The sequence below is a fragment of the Pseudoxanthomonas daejeonensis genome, from assembly GCF_022637495.1.
Lineage (GTDB): Bacteria > Pseudomonadota > Gammaproteobacteria > Xanthomonadales > Xanthomonadaceae > Pseudoxanthomonas > Pseudoxanthomonas daejeonensis.
This window is the reverse complement of the sequence record NZ_CP093331.1, coordinates 2,293,082-2,307,530: the sequence shown is the minus strand read 5'-3', so window position 1 is coordinate 2,307,530 and position 14,449 is coordinate 2,293,082. Positions and strand designations below refer to the sequence as shown.

The following is a 14,449-nucleotide window of genomic DNA, read 5'->3' as shown; positions in this document are numbered from 1 at the left end:
TCCGGTGGGCCGGCATTAAGCCGGAGCGGGGTAAATCCGGAGTCGAACCCGCCGCGGTCTCAAGGCGACTTCCAAGGAGGAGAAAGTCATGATCCGTTCCCTGTCCGCCGCATCCCTGGTACTGGCCGTGGCCTTTGCCGCCGCCGTGGCGCCCGCCCCCGCCGTCGCCCAGGCCGCGGCCCGCGCCTACGCGCCGGAGAACCTGCGCCAGTTGTCTTTCTCCGACCGGGTCCGGGTGATCGAGCGCGAATACGCCGACCAGTCCCGCGGCCGCCAGATCCCCGACGACCAGCTGGAGTTCTACCTGGACCAGGTCGATTCCGGCTGGGGCTTCAGCCGGATCCAGCAGGACATCGCCACTTCCCTGCGCGGCGGCAGCAGCAGCTCCGGCCTTCGACCGGGCTGGAACGGCTCGAACTGGAGCGGACAGACCCTGATCTGCTCCAGCACCGACCGCCGCCGGCGCGAGTGCCGCACGCCGTTCAACGGCCGCCCGGTGCTGGTCGAGAACATTTCCGGCACGCGCTGCGTGGAGGGCGTCAACTTCGGCGGCGGCAACGGCGTGATGTGGGTCGAGCAGGGCTGCCGCGGCCGTTTCGCCGAGAGACGCGGTGGCGGCCATGGCGGCACCGGCCAGACCATCCGGTGCGAGAGCCAGAACAACCGCGAGCGGACCTGCCCGACCAACTTCCGCGGCAATGCGGTGCTGGTCAGGCAACTGTCGGGCGCCGCCTGCGTCGAGGGCCGGACCTGGGGCCAGCGCGGTAATTCGATCTGGGTCAGCAACGGCTGCCGCGGCGAGTTCGCCCAGGGCCGCGGCGGTGGCGGCGCCAACCCCGGCTACTCGGTCACCTGCAACAGCGAGAACAACCGGCGCCGCACCTGCTCATGGGACCGGCGCCAGGGCCGGCCGGTGGTGATCCAGCAGATTTCCAGCACGCGCTGCCAGGAAGGCCGCAACTGGGGCTGGGACGGCGGCAACACGATCTGGGTCGACGGCGGCTGCCGCGCGCGCTTCGGCGCGCGCTGACCGCCATCGTTTTCAGCTGTCCGCGCCCCAGGGCGCGGGCGGCAGCGCGACCGGCGCCGACAGGTCGAATTCCACCTGGAACAGGCGCCCGTCGGGCCGCGCCAGTTCGTAGAGGAAGCGCCGGCCCGGCTCGATTTCCATCGCCCATGTATTGACCACCGAAGCCTTCAGGCCCTCGCGCTCGAACATCGCCACCGAATCGGCATCCACCGGGAAGGCCTGGCGCGTGGCGCTGCCCGCGTCGGCGGTGTCGCCGCCGTACATCGTGACCGGATCGGGGCTGCCATCGGCATGGCGATGGTCGTGCTTCAGGCGCAGGCCGCCGCCGGTGCGGGTCAGCACCCAGGTACGGGAGTGGTCGTCGCCGACGTGGAAGGGGATGCGCAGCCCGCTGGCGGGTTCATCGCAGCCGCGCACGTGCATCACCAGCGCCTTGCCCTCGAAAGGATCGGGCGTGGCCGAGGCCGGTGCGTTGGCGACGATGCGCCCGGCGTAGGCCTGGCCGCAGTGGCGGGCGATGGCGGCAAGGAAGGCATCGGCCGGCGCCTGCGCGACGTCCGTGGCCGTGCTTGCGGCGGGCGCGGAATCGGCTGCCGGGCCACCGTGCGAACACGCGGCCAACAGGAGGAGCAGTGGAAGGAACGTATGGTTTTTCATCGCCCCACCCTATCTGCCATGCTCGGACGCAGGCAAGCCGGCCGTCATCGGTGCGGTTCGTCGGACGCCGTGCAGGCCCACGAAACCGGGCATGGCAGCGGGGAAAACCATCCCTGCGGGCGGGCGGTCGCAGGAACGGACCCGCGTGGTCAGCTGCCGCTGGAAGGCGTGGCCGGCTTGGCCGCGGGCGTCGCAGCGGACTTGCTGTCGGCTTTCGGCGCTTCGGCGACGGCCGGCTTGGATTCGGCCTTGGTCGCACCTTCGCCGCCATCGACCAGGTTGCGCTTCCGGTCGCCGTCCTTCTTGAAGTCCGTCTCGTACCAGCCGCCGCCGGCCAGGCGGAACGACGGTGCGGTCAGCTGGCGGCGGATGGCGCCCTCGTCGCCGCAGGACGGGCAGGTATCCGGGTCGGCGTCGGAAAGCTTCTGCAGTCGATCGAAGCTGTGGCCGCAGGCGTCGCACTGGAAGGCATAGATCGGCATGGCGTAGGGGTCTTGGGAGGCAAAGGGCCCGGCAGGCCGGGCATCGGGAATTTTAGGGCATCGACCCGGCTTTCAAGGCCAGCAGGCAGCTGCGCTGCCGGGTTCCGGTAGAGCGGGCTTGCCCCGGCGGCTTCCCGCCGCACAGGCGGCCGTGGCGAAAGCAGCGAGGCGAGGCCCGCCGCGCGCTTACGTCCAGGCGCGCGCCTCAGGCGCTTTCCAGCAGTTCCAGCCAGGCCTGCTCGGCGGCAGCCAGCTGCCCGGCCATGTTCTCGCGTTCGCGGCCGAGCAGGGCCAGGCGCTCGGCATCGGCCAGGTGCGCCGGATCGCCCAGTTGCCGGTCCAGTTCGGCGACTTCGGCTTCCAGTTCGCCCACGCGCTTCTCCGCCGCCGCCAGCTTGACCGGGTTGACCGGCTTCTTCGCCGCGGCCGGCTTCGCAGGAACGACCGGGACCTGCACCGGCGTGGGCGCCGCATCGGCCATGCGCTGCTTGGTGCCCTGCGCGTTGGGGCGGCTGCGCAGCCAGGCCGCGTACTCGTCCAGGTCGCCGTCGAACGGTTCGACCACGCCGTCGGCCACCCGCCAGAACGTGTCGCAGACCAGGCCGATCAGGTGGCGGTCGTGGCTCACCATCACGATCGCGCCGTCGAAATCGCTCAGCGCCTCGGCCAGGGCCTCGCGCATTTCCAGGTCAAGGTGATTGGTCGGTTCGTCCAGCAGCAGCACGTTGGGCTGCTGCCACGCGATCAGCGCCAGCGCCAGGCGCGCGCGCTCGCCGCCGGAGAAGCCGTCGACCACCTCGAAGGCGCGGTCGCCCGGGAAATTCCATTTGCCGAGGAAGTCGCGGAACAGCTGCGTCGACGCATCCGGCGACAGCTCGCGGAAGTGGTCGATCGGCGACTGTCCTTCGTGCAGCGACTCGACCGTGTGCTGGGCGAAGTAGCCGATGCGCAGGTCCGGGTGCGCGCTGCGTTCGCCCGCCACGACCGCCAGGTCGCCGACCAGGCTGCGCACCAGGGTGGTCTTGCCGGCGCCGTTGGGGCCGAGCAGGCCGATGCGGTCGCCCGCCTCCAGGCCGAAACCGACCTCGTGCAGGATCACCGAATCGGGGCCGTAGCCGGCTTCGACGTGGTTGAGCCGGATCAGCGAATGTGGCAGCCGCTGCGGGGGCGCGAACTCGATCCGGAACTCGCGCTCGGCGCGCACCGCCTCGGTGCCGGTGAGCTTGGCCAGCCGCTTCATCCGCGACTGCGCCTGGCGGGCCTTGGAGGCCTGCGCCTTGAAGCGGTCGATGAAGCTCTGCAGATGCGCGCGCTCGGCCTGTTCCTTGTCGTGCGCGATCTGCTGCTGGCGCAACTGCTCGGCGCGCTGGCGTTCGAAGTCGGTATAGCCGCCGACGTAGAGCTTCGCGCCGCCGCCGTGCAGGTGCAGCGTGTGGGTGGCGACGTTGTCCAGGAACTCGCGGTCGTGCGAGATCAGCAGCAGCGTGCCGGGATACTTGAGCAGCCACTGCTCCAGCCAGAACACCGCGTCCAGGTCGAGGTGGTTGGTCGGTTCGTCGAGCAGCAGCAGGTCCGACGGCATCATCAGCGCGCGGGCCAGGTTCAGGCGCACGCGCCAACCGCCGGAGAACGAGGACACCGGCCGATGGTGCGTGTCGGCCGGGAAGCCCAGGCCGTGCAGCAGGCGGCCGGCGCGCGCTTCGGCGTCGTAGCCGTTCAGTTCGGCCAGCTTCTGGTGCGCGGCGGCGACCGCCTCCCAGTCTTCGCGTGCGTTGGCATCGGCCTCGTCGCGCAGCACCTTGGCGATCACTTCGTCGCCGCCGAGCACGAAGTCCAGCGCCGGGTCGGGCAGCGACGGGGTTTCCTGCGCCACCGAGGCGATCCGCACCTTGCCGGGCAGGTCGACATCGCCCTTGTCGGCTTCGAGTTCGCCTCGGATGGCCGCGAACAGGCTGGACTTGCCGGTGCCGTTGCGGCCGACCACGCCCACCCGGTAACCGGCGTGCAGGGCCAGGTCGACGTTGGACAACAGCAGCCGCTCGCCGCGGCGCAGGGCGAAATTACGCAGGGAAATCATGGGGGACGCCACAGAAGGAACGGGAATCAGCAGATGCCGACGCATGCTGCGCGCCCATTCTACTGTTAACGAATACTTGACATCGCACCGCGCAGGATCCGTAACGGAAATTTGACAACTGCCGGTCCGCTGGTTTATTCCGGAATTGCTGCACCGCAACACCGCCCTTCGGCCTGAGGCCGCACCCGCCCCTCCAGGAGTCGATACATGATCGCCAAGCACCGCCTGCTCGCCGTCGCCGTCTCCGCTGCGCTGGCCGCCCCGGCCGCCTGGGCCCAGACCGCCCCGCCCACGCCCACCGCCAAGGTCCTCGACACGGTCATCGTCACCGGCACCCGGGTGACCGACCGGACCGTCGCCGAATCCTCGTCGCCGATCGACATCATCAGCAGCGAGGCGCTGCAGGCCACCGGCTCGACCGAGTTGGCGACCGCCCTGGCACGCGCCATTCCTTCGCTGAATTTCCCGCGCGCGGCGATCAACGACGGCACCGACGCGATGCGCCCGGCGCAGCTGCGCGGCCTGGCCCCCGACCACACCCTGGTCCTGGTCAACGGCAAGCGCTACCACCCCGGCGCACTGGTCAACGTCAACGGCAGCCAGGGACGCAGCTCCTCGCCGGTGGACCTGAACTCCATCCCGGTGGCCGCGATCGAACGGGTCGAGGTGCTGCGCGACGGCGCCTCGGCCCAGTACGGATCCGACGCCATCGCCGGCGTGGTCAACATCGTGCTCAAGGGATCGGACAGCGGCGGCAGCCTGAGCGCCGGCTACGGCCAGTTCAGCGCCGGCGACGGCGGCCAGTACCAGGTGATGGGCGATGCCGGCCTGAGCCTGGGCGGAGCCGGCAAATTGCACCTGTCAGCGCAGACCGGCCACCAGGACCAGACTGATCGCGCGCGGCCCTACACCGGCGTCCCCAGCGCGACCAGTCCGCCACTGGGCGAGGTCGTACAGCGCCTGGGCGATCCGGAAATCGACAACCACTCGGTTGCCTACAACGGCGAGATCCCGGTCGAGGACTACCTGAGCTTCTATTCCTTCGGTCTCTATACCAAGCGCGAAACGCTCTCGAACGGTTTCTTCCGTCCGGCCGGCGACACCCGCAACATCCCGTCGATCTACCCCGATGGTTTCCTGCCGCAGATCTTCAACACTTCCGACGACATCAGCTTCACCGGCGGCCTGCGCGCCACCACCGCCGGCGAGACCGACGTCGACTTTAGCTACACGTACGGTTCCAACTCGCTGGACTTCGACATCCGCAACACGCTCAACCGCAGCCTGGGCCCGACCTCGCCGACGCAGTTCTACGCCGGTTCGCTGGAGCTCAAGCAGCACGTGCTGAACCTGGATTTCAACAAGCTGCTCGACTGGGGCGGGGCCTATCCGGTCACGTTGTCCTACGGCGCGGAATGGCGCGGCGAGGAGTTCACCATTGGCTCGGGCGAAGTCAACTCGTACGTCAACGGTGGCGTGCTGCTGCCCAATGGCACGCCCGCTCCATCGGGCGCCCAGGTGTTCCCCGGTTTCCGTCCGTCGGACAGTGGCAGCTTCGATCGCCACTCGCTTTCGTACTTCGTCGGGCTGGAAGGCGACCTCACCGAAAAACTGAGCCTGGGCATCGCCGCGCGCTACGAGGACTACAGCGACTTCGGCAGCGAGACGACCGGAAAGCTCAGCGGCCGCTACGCCTTCAGTGACGCGGTCGCGCTGCGCGCCACCGCTTCGACCGGCTTCCATGCGCCCTCGCTGCAGCAGCAGTACTACCAGACCACGTCGACCAATTTCATCGGGGGACTGCCGTTCGACCTGGTCACCTTCCGGGTGACCAATCCCGCCGGCATCGCGCTGGGCGCCGAACCGCTCAAGGCCGAGACCTCCGAGAACTTCACCCTGGGCCTGGTCCTGACCCCAGTCGAAGACCTCTACGTGACAGTCGATGCGTACCACATCAAGGTCAAGGACCGGATCACCCTGTCGGAGAACCTGACCAGCACCGCGGTGCGTACCTGGCTCAATACCAATGGTTTCCCAGACGTGGCGGGCGGGCGCTACTTCACCAACGCGCTCGACACGACCACCCAGGGCGTGGACGTGGTGGGCACCTACACCTGGCAACTGGCCGCGAGCAAGCTCGACTTCACCCTGGGCTACAACTACACCAAGACCGAAATCGACCGGGTCGCGCCCAACCCTCCGGCGTTGACCGCGATCGACCCGACTGCGCTGCGCTTCGGACGCGTCGAGCTGGGCCGCTTCGAAGTCGGTTACCCGCGTGACAAGTTCCTGCTCAGCGGCGCGTGGGAGAACGACAGCTGGCGCCTGAGCGCGACCACCTCGCGCTATGGCGAGTTCACCGTCCGCAACGCCAACGCGGCGCTGGACCAGACCTTCGATCCGAAGTGGCTGCTGGACCTGGCGGCGACCTTCAAGGTGGACCGCTGGGAGTTCTCGCTGGGCGGCGACAACGTGCTCAACGAGTACCCGGACGAGAACATCTACGCGACCTCGACGTCCGGCCAGCTGCCCTACCCGACGCAGAACCCGTTCGGCTTCAACGGCGCCTACGTCTACCTGCGCGCGAACTATCGCTGGTGATGCCGTTCCGCGCCCGGCATGCACCGGACCTGCTCCGGGCATGCCGGCGCGGCGTTTGCCCCGGGGCGCCTGCGTCGGTGACACTGGCAGGCCCCCTCCCGCCACCCGTGACCGATGCCCCATGACACCAGCCTGATCGACATCGTGGCGGTCGGCCTCGGCCTGGCGTTCGTGCTGGGTGCGATCGCCAACAAGCTGCGGCTGTCGCCACTGGTGGGCTACCTGCTCGCAGGCGTGGCGGTGGGTCCGTTCACGCCCGGCTTCGTCGCCGACCAGGAAATCGCCAACCAGCTATCCGAAATCGGCGTGATGCTGCTGATGTTCGGCGTGGGCCTGCATTTCTCGCTCGACGACCTGCTGGAAGTGAAGTGGATCGCCGTGCCCGGCGCCATGGCGCAGATCGCGTTCGCCACGCTGCTGGGCATGGGCCTGGCCTGGGCGATGGGCTGGCCGCTGATCCAGGGCCTCGTGTTCGGCCTGGCCCTGTCGGTCGCCAGCACGGTGGTGCTGTTGCGGGCGATGGAAGAACGGCGCCTGCTGGACACCAAGCGGGGCCGCATCGCGGTCGGCTGGCTGATCGTCGAAGACCTGGTGATGGTGCTGACCCTGGTCCTGCTGCCGGCGCTGGGCGGCATGCTGGGCGAGGGCGGCGCGCGCCCCGAGGACACCAGCCTCGGCGTGATCTTCGCCGCGCTGGGCTGGACCCTGCTCAAGGTCAGCCTGTTCGTGGCGGTGATGCTGGTCGTGGGGCGCCGGGTGATTCCCTGGACGCTGGAAAAAGTGGCCGGCACCGGCTCACGCGAGCTGTTCACCCTGGCGGTGCTGGCGATCGCGCTGGGCGTGGCGTTCGGCTCGGCGGCGCTGTTCGGCGTGTCGTTCGCGCTGGGCGCGTTCTTCGCCGGCATGCTGCTCAACGAATCGGAACTGAGCCACAAGGCGGCCAACGACTCGCTGCCCCTGCGCGACGCGTTCGCGGTGCTGTTCTTCGTCTCGGTCGGCATGCTGTTCGATCCGCGGATCCTGGTCGAGCATCCCTGGCAGGTGCTGGCGACGCTGGCGATCATCGTCCTGGGCAAGTCGGTGGCCGCGTACTGGATCGTGCGCGCTTTCCGCCACCCGCCCTCCACGGCGATGACCATTTCGGTGAGCCTGGCGCAGATCGGCGAGTTCTCCTTCATCCTGGCCGGGCTCGGCGTATCGCTGCGGATCCTGCCCCCGGAAGGACGCGACCTGGTGCTGGCCGGCGCGCTGCTGTCGATCATCGCCAACCCGTTGCTGTTCGCCTGGCTCGATCGCCGCCAGGCGCGCCAGGAAGCGATGCAGGCGCCCGCCGAACCCGAGCCTCCCCCCGGACCGGCGCTGGTGCCCGGCAACCACGCCATCGTCGTCGGCTACGGGCGGGTCGGCAGCGAACTGGCCGGGGTGCTGCGCGATCGCGGCGTCAACGTGCTGGTGATCGATACCGACAAGGACCATATCGAGCGGGCGCACGCGGCCGGCTTCCCCGGCATCCGCGGCAATGCCGCGTCCGACCGGGTGCTGGCCGAGGCCCACCCGCAGACCGCGAGCATCGCGATCCTGGCGATTCCGCAGCCTCTGGAGGCGGGCGAAGCGATCGCCAAGCTGCGCGCGCTCAGCCCGGCGCTGCCGGTGCTTGCCCGCGCGCACAGCGATGCCGAGGTGCGCCACCTGCTCTCGCACGGCGCCGACGGCGCGGTGATGGCCGAGCGCGAGCTGGCCTATTCGCTGGCCGAAATGGTGATGTCGACGCCGACCTTCCGCTACGCCAATCGCGAGGCGGCAGTACCGCCGGTCTGAGCCGCCTTCACGGCGCGCTGCGCCGCGACCGGCTTGACTGCCGGGATGGACCTGAAAAGCGGTTATCCCTTCTGGGCGATACGCGGCGGACTGTCCGCGCCCCTGCCGGCGCTGGCCGCCGACCTCGACTGCGACGTCGCCGTGGTCGGTGGCGGCATCACCGGCGCGCTCATCGCCGACGAACTGGCTGCGCACGGCCACGCGGTCGCCGTGCTCGAAAAGCGCGACGTCGGCTGGGGCAGCACCTCGGCCAGCACCGCGCTGCTGCAGTACGAGATCGACACCCACCTGGTCGACCTGGCGAAGCGCTACGGCGAAGCCGACGCCGCGCTGGCGTACCGGGCCTGCGTGACGGCGATCGACTGGCTGCACGAGCGCGCCGCCGGTCTCGACGGCGTCGCCTTCAATGCCTGCCGCAGCCTCTACTACGCCAGCCGCCGCCGGCACGTGCGTGGCCTGCGCGAAGAATTCGCCGCGCGCGAGCGCCATGGAATCGAGGTCGAATGGTGGGAGGCCGATGACGTGGAGGCCGGCTACGGGTTCCGCGCGCCGGCGGCCATCCTCAGCCGGCAGGCCGCCCAGGTCGATCCCTACCAGATGGCGCAGAGGCTCCTGCGCCGCCTGCATCGCAGCGGCGGCGCGGTGCACGACCACGAGGAAATCGTCGACCTGCAGGCGACCTCGCGGCGCGTGGTGCTGCGTACCGCGTCCGGCTTCCAGGTGCGCGCCGGCCACGTCGTCCTGGCCTGCGGCTACGAAAACCAGCGCTGGCTGCGCAAGCGCGTGGCGCGCAACCGCAGCAGCTACGCCTTCGTCAGCGACCCTTTGCCGGCGGCGCTGCTCGGCGGCCTGGTCGACAGCCTGGTCTGGGAAAGCGCGCGTCCCTACCTGTATGTGCGCACCACGCCGGACCGGCGGCTGCTCGTCGGCGGCGAGGACGATGCGGTCGACATCCCCGCCAGGCGGGATGCGCGGGTGCAGGCCAAGGCCGGCACGTTGCTGGAAAAGGCCCGGGCGCTGTTCCCGCACCTGCCGCTGCGTCCCGCGTTCGCATGGGGCGGGACCTTCGCCGAGACCAGGGATGGCCTGCCCTGGTTCGGCCGGCACGAACAGTGGGGACCGCGGGTGCTGTTTGCCATGGCCTACGGCGGCAACGGCATCACCTACTCGGCGCTGGGCGCGCAACTGCTGCGAGCTACCGTCGAAAGGCGCCGGCATCCGCTCGGAAAGCTGTTCTCGTTCGAACGCAAAGGCTGAGTCCCGGCGGTCGCACGCCTGCGGGAGCTGCGTCTTCTCGAATCCACCCCGGCGTTACAGGATCGCCTTGCCAGCATGCGATCCATGTGCCGGTGAGCTTGCGGCAGCATTCCTACACCGGATCAAGGTGAAATCGCAGCCCCGCACGCGCCGCCGGTTCAGCGCGGTGGCCGGAAGTGGCCGGTATCCTGTACGCATGCAGGAACTCATCGACCACTCTGTGCGCAGCCCACCTGCGGCCACGGCTCCCGGAGCGCTGGCGACGCTGCGCCGCGTGTTTGGCTACGACGCCTTCCGCGGCCAGCAACAGGCCATCGTCGAGCACGTGACCGGCGGCGGCGACGCGCTGGTGCTGATGCCCACCGGCGGCGGCAAGTCGTTGTGCTACCAGATCCCGGCGCTGCTGCGCGATGGCACCGGCCTGGTGGTCTCGCCGTTGATCGCGCTGATGCAGGACCAGGTGGAAGCGCTGCGCCAGGTCGGCGTGCGCGCGGCCTACCTCAATTCCACGCTTGATGCCGAAACCGCCCGCCAGGTCGAACGCGACCTGCTCGACGGCACACTCGACCTGCTCTACGTCGCGCCCGAACGCCTGCTCACCCCGCGCTTCCTCTCGCTGCTCGATCGCAGCCCGATCGCCCTGTTCGCGATCGACGAAGCGCACTGCGTGTCGCAATGGGGCCACGATTTCCGCCCCGAGTACCGCGAGCTGGCCGTGCTGCACGAGCGCTGGCCGGAGGTGCCGCGGATCGCGCTGACCGCCACGGCCGACCCGCCGACCCGGCGCGAGATCGCCGAGCGCCTGGCGCTGGAAGATGCGCAGTGTTTCCTCAGCTCCTTCGACCGGCCGAACATCCGCTACTCGGTCGCGCACAAGGACAATCCGCGCCGGCAGCTGGTCGACTTCCTCGCCTCGCACCCCGGCGAGTCGGGCATCGTCTACTGCCTGTCGCGGCGCAAGGTCGAGGAAACCGCCGAATTCCTCGCCGGGCGCGGCATCGCCGCCCTGCCCTACCACGCCGGCCTGCCGGCCGAGGTGCGCGCGCAGAACCAGCGTCGCTTCCTGCGCGAGGACGGGATCGTGATGTGCGCCACCATCGCCTTCGGCATGGGCATCGACAAGCCGGACGTGCGCTTCGTCGCCCACATGGACCTGCCCAAGTCGATCGAGGGCTATTACCAGGAGACCGGCCGCGCCGGCCGCGACGGCGAGCCTGCCGAGGCCTGGATGGGCTACGGACTCGGCGACGTGGTCCTGCTGCGGCAGATGATCGAGCAGGGCGAAGCCAGCGAGGAGCGCAAACGGCTGGAGCGGCACAAGCTCGACCAGCTGCTTGGCTACTGCGAGTCGGCGCAATGCCGGCGCCAGGCCTTGCTGGCCGCGTTCGGCGAACGTTACGAGGCCGGAGCATCCGCGAACGGCACCTGCGGCAACTGCGACAACTGCCTGCAGCCGGTGCGCACCTGGGACGCCACCGAGCCGGCGCGCAAGGCCCTGAGCTGCGTCTATCGCACCGGCCAGCGTTTCGGCGCCGGCCACCTGATCGACGTGCTGCGCGGCGCCGATACCGAGAAGGTGCGCCAGTTCCGCCACAACGAACTGTCCACCTACGGCATCGGCGCGGACCTGGATGCGAACGCCTGGCGCAGCGTGTTCCGCCAGCTGGTGGTGGCCGGCCTGCTCGAGGTGGATGCCGAGGGCCACGGCAGCCTGCGACTGGGCAATGCCGCGCGTCCGGTGCTGCGCGGCGAACGCGAGGTCCACCTGCGCGAGGAACCGGCGCGCAAGCCCGGTCGCGGCGTGTCGGGCGAGCGGCGCAGCGAAAGCACCCTGCACGTGGATGCCGGCGACCGCGTGCTGTTCGACGCCCTGCGCGCCTGGCGCGGGCAGCTGGCGCGCGAGCAGAACGTGCCGGCCTACGTGATCTTCCACGACCGCACGCTGCGCGACATCGCCCAGCTGCGGCCCGCTTCGGTCAGCGAACTGGCCCGGGTCGGCGGCATCGGTGGCAGCAAGCTCGGCCGTTACGGCGAAGCGGTGCTGGACGTGGTGCGCGAGCAGGGCTGAGTCGCGCCGGACCCCGTCGGGATCCGGCGCCCTGCGCACTCATCAGTGGCTGGTCGGCTCCGCGCCCTGCGTCGCGGCCTTGAGCCCGGCGACGTGCCGCTCGAACAGCGTGTTGGCATTGCCCAGCGACATCAGGTGCGCATAGACCCAGCCCAGGTAGCCGGCCTTGTTCAACGCCAGCACCTTCTTGTCGGGCAGCTTCAGGAACTTCTCTTCGTCGACCGCGACGAAATCGCTGAGCACGAAGCTCTCGCCGTTGCTGTGGTTCAGGCGCAACGAACGCGGCGCAAGCAGCTCGAACTCGGCCAGCTTGGCCACGAACTGGCGGGTGCGCTCCATCTCGGCGGTGAAGTTGTGCAGGAAGCGGATCATCTCGTCCAGGTACGCGCTGTTCTTGCCTTCGGCGTCGAACAGGGCCTGGCCTTCCTGCTCGTTCCAGCCGGGGAACTCGCGGTCGAAGCAGACGGTGAAGTTCTCCTGGTCGGCCTGGGCCAGCACGAACGGGTAGCGGCGGACGAAGGCCGGGACGTAGGCGCTGCCCTGCCACTGCCCGGCTTCGTCGACGAAACCGTTCTGCCCGGACTTCAGGCCCAGCAGCGCGATCGGCGAGGCATTGGCGCCCTCGCCCACGAACAGGATCGGGTAATGCCGCGCGGCCTGGAAGAATTCCACGCCGGCCAGCGGCACCAGGTGCGTCGAGGCGGCGAAGCGCGCGTCCTCGGCCTGGCGCAGCCGCAGCTGGCGGTGCGAGTCGCGGTTGAGTGCGGTGATCTGCTTGTACAACAACAGCTGGTTGCTCATGGTGTTACTTCTCCGTATTCCATTCTTCTGCGGTTGCTCAGCGCACGATGATCTGCAGCAGGACCTGGGTGCTGTCCTGGTCGGGCACCACGTCGTTCAGGGCGCTGGCCGCGACCAGGTTAGCGCTGAAGTGGCGGTTCCAGTCCACGTTCAAGCCGAGACCGGCGCTTTGCAGGTCGACGTCGCGCGTGCCCAGTTCAGTGGCCAGGCCGTAATCGTAGAACGCGAACAGCTGCCAGCGCTCGGCGAAGCGCCGCGAGAACTCGAGGTTCGTGCTCACGCCGCGCGGCGCGGAAATCACGCCCGGATCGTAGCCGCGCACGCTGGTGATGCCGCCCAGCTGGAAGTACAGGGACGACGGCAGCTTGGCCGGGTCGCTGGCGTACTGCCACGCCAGTCGCCCGTTGAACGCGTAGTTCGCGCCGATGACGCGGTTGAGCAGGGCACTGCCGTTGAGCAGCGTGTAGCTGCCGCTCTCGCCACTGATGTCGTTGTCGGCCGAGGCCTGGCGCACGCGCTGGTCGTAGCGCACGTACCAGGGTGCGTTGCGGTATTCGGCCGTGCCGGAGAGGAAGAACTCGCCGATGTTGGTGTCGCTCAGCGGCAGGCCCTCGACCGTGGTTTCCGATGCCTGCCACATGTAGCCGGCGCCGGCGCGCAGCAACCATTTCGGGCCCAGCCACCAGGGGTGGTCGTAGCCGGCCGAATAGACCTGCGAGTCGCCCTCGATGTCCAGGTCGGCATACGGGCCTTCGGTGATCTTCATCGTGTTGGCGCCCGCCTCGACGTAGGCGACGCCGTTGTAGCGGTTCACCGGCCGTGCGTAGCGCAGGCTGCCGTAGGTCGAATCGGACGTCCCCACCACCAGCGCGGTGAAGGTGTCCGAAGCGCCGCTGGGCGAGAACCAGGTCAGGCTGCCGCCGAACTGTTCGCGGCCACTGCCCTGGTTGCCGTAGTTGTTGGCGAAGCCCAGCCACTGCAGGCGTTCGGGTTCATGCGCCTGCAAGGTCACCTTCGAGGTGCCGAAGGTCCGCCCGGGCGACAGGCCCGCGCTGACCTGCGGACCGGGCGTGGTGGCGTTGAAGCGCTGGATGTCCGACATCAGCTTCGGACTGTCCAGCACCTGGCCCTGCTCCAGCTGGATGCGGCGCTCGTAGAAGGCGGGATCGACCCAGCGCTGCCCCTGCCATTCCACTTCATCGAGCTTGGCTTCCACCAGCACGACCCGCAGCTCGCCCTTCTCGACACTCTGCGGCGGGATGACCGCGCGCGCGGTCAGCTGGCCCGCGCGCTCGTACAGCGCGTTGACCTGCGCCAGCAGGGTGTTGAGGTCGGCGAAGCGCAGTTCGCGGCCGACGTAGGGGCGCGCCAGCGCCTCCAGGTCGGGTTCCTGCAGGAACACCGACGGGGTGAAGCGGATGCTCTGCAGCACGAACGCCACGTCCTGGTCGGGCAGCGCCTGCGCCTCGAGGGCCTCGCCTTTCAGCGCGGGCACCTGCAGCTGGCGGGCGCGCTCTTCCATCTCGCGCTGGCGCTGCTGCTGTTCGAGCTGTTCGCGTTGCAGCACCGGGCTGACCTGCCCCGGCAGCGTCGGTGCGACCTGCGCGAGCGCCAATCCGTTGATACCCCACAGCGTGGCCAGCATGGCCAGGCGCAAT

10 protein-coding genes are annotated in these 14,449 nt (G+C 69.3%); 5 read left to right on the top strand and 5 right to left on the bottom strand.

All coding sequences use genetic code 11. The features are described from left to right. Nucleotides 1-364 precede the first annotated feature (364 nt). Nucleotides 365-1,030, top strand: coding sequence for a DUF3011 domain-containing protein (locus MNQ95_RS10305; protein ID WP_338015088.1), 666 nt, complete (start codon nt 365-367; stop codon nt 1,028-1,030). Nucleotides 1,031-1,042: 12 nt separating this feature from the next. On the opposite strand, the gene MNQ95_RS10300 is transcribed toward MNQ95_RS10305, so the two are convergent. The 3 genes from MNQ95_RS10300 to MNQ95_RS10290 all read right to left on the bottom strand — a co-directional run bounded on the left by MNQ95_RS10300 (nt 1,043) and on the right by MNQ95_RS10290 (nt 4,246). After that, nucleotides 1,043-1,687, bottom strand: coding sequence for a hypothetical protein (locus MNQ95_RS10300; RefSeq protein ID WP_241952814.1), 645 nt, complete (start codon nt 1,685-1,687; stop codon nt 1,043-1,045). A 149-nt stretch (nt 1,688-1,836) separates the two neighbouring features. Continuing rightward, nucleotides 1,837-2,169 carry an FmdB family zinc ribbon protein gene (locus tag MNQ95_RS10295; RefSeq protein WP_241952813.1) on the bottom strand — a complete coding sequence of 111 codons (333 nt, stop codon included), beginning with the start codon at nt 2,167-2,169 and terminating at the stop codon, nt 1,837-1,839. Nucleotides 2,170-2,374: 205 nt separating this feature from the next. Then, entirely contained in the window at nt 2,375-4,246 is a 1,872-nt protein-coding gene (locus MNQ95_RS10290; RefSeq protein WP_162408320.1) for an ABC-F family ATP-binding cassette domain-containing protein, read from the bottom strand. A gap of 207 nt (nt 4,247-4,453) precedes the next feature. Here MNQ95_RS10290 and MNQ95_RS10285 point away from each other — a divergent pair, with 207 nt between their 5' ends. The 4 genes from MNQ95_RS10285 (at nt 4,454) to recQ (ending at nt 11,990) form a co-directional block, all read left to right on the top strand. Continuing rightward, nucleotides 4,454-6,847 (top strand): TonB-dependent receptor plug domain-containing protein, encoded by a 2,394-nt coding sequence (locus tag MNQ95_RS10285; protein WP_241952812.1) that lies wholly within the window; start codon nt 4,454-4,456, stop codon nt 6,845-6,847. Nucleotides 6,848-6,961: 114 nt separating this feature from the next. After that, the gene (gene ybaL / locus MNQ95_RS10280; protein ID WP_241952811.1) at nt 6,962-8,665 is read left to right on the top strand and encodes a YbaL family putative K(+) efflux transporter; all 1,704 of its coding nucleotides are present in this window, start codon (nt 6,962-6,964) and stop codon (nt 8,663-8,665) included. Nucleotides 8,666-8,710: 45 nt separating this feature from the next. Beyond that, nucleotides 8,711-9,922 (top strand): NAD(P)/FAD-dependent oxidoreductase, encoded by a 1,212-nt coding sequence (locus MNQ95_RS10275; protein ID WP_241952810.1) that lies wholly within the window; start codon nt 8,711-8,713, stop codon nt 9,920-9,922. 196 nt (nt 9,923-10,118) lie between these two features. Beyond that, nucleotides 10,119-11,990 carry a DNA helicase RecQ gene (gene recQ / locus MNQ95_RS10270; RefSeq protein WP_241952809.1) on the top strand — a complete coding sequence of 624 codons (1,872 nt, stop codon included), beginning with the start codon at nt 10,119-10,121 and terminating at the stop codon, nt 11,988-11,990. A 42-nt stretch (nt 11,991-12,032) separates the two neighbouring features. Here the strand turns inward: recQ and MNQ95_RS10265 are convergent, their stop codons facing one another. Continuing rightward, nucleotides 12,033-12,791: a SapC family protein gene (locus MNQ95_RS10265; protein ID WP_241952808.1), complete on the bottom strand. Its 759-nt coding sequence runs from the start codon at nt 12,789-12,791 to the stop codon at nt 12,033-12,035. 37 nt (nt 12,792-12,828) lie between these two features. Then, complete coding sequence (locus tag MNQ95_RS10260) at nt 12,829-14,436, bottom strand: ShlB/FhaC/HecB family hemolysin secretion/activation protein (protein WP_241952807.1); 1,608 nt, start codon at nt 14,434-14,436, stop codon at nt 12,829-12,831. Nucleotides 14,437-14,449: the final 13 nt, after the last annotated feature.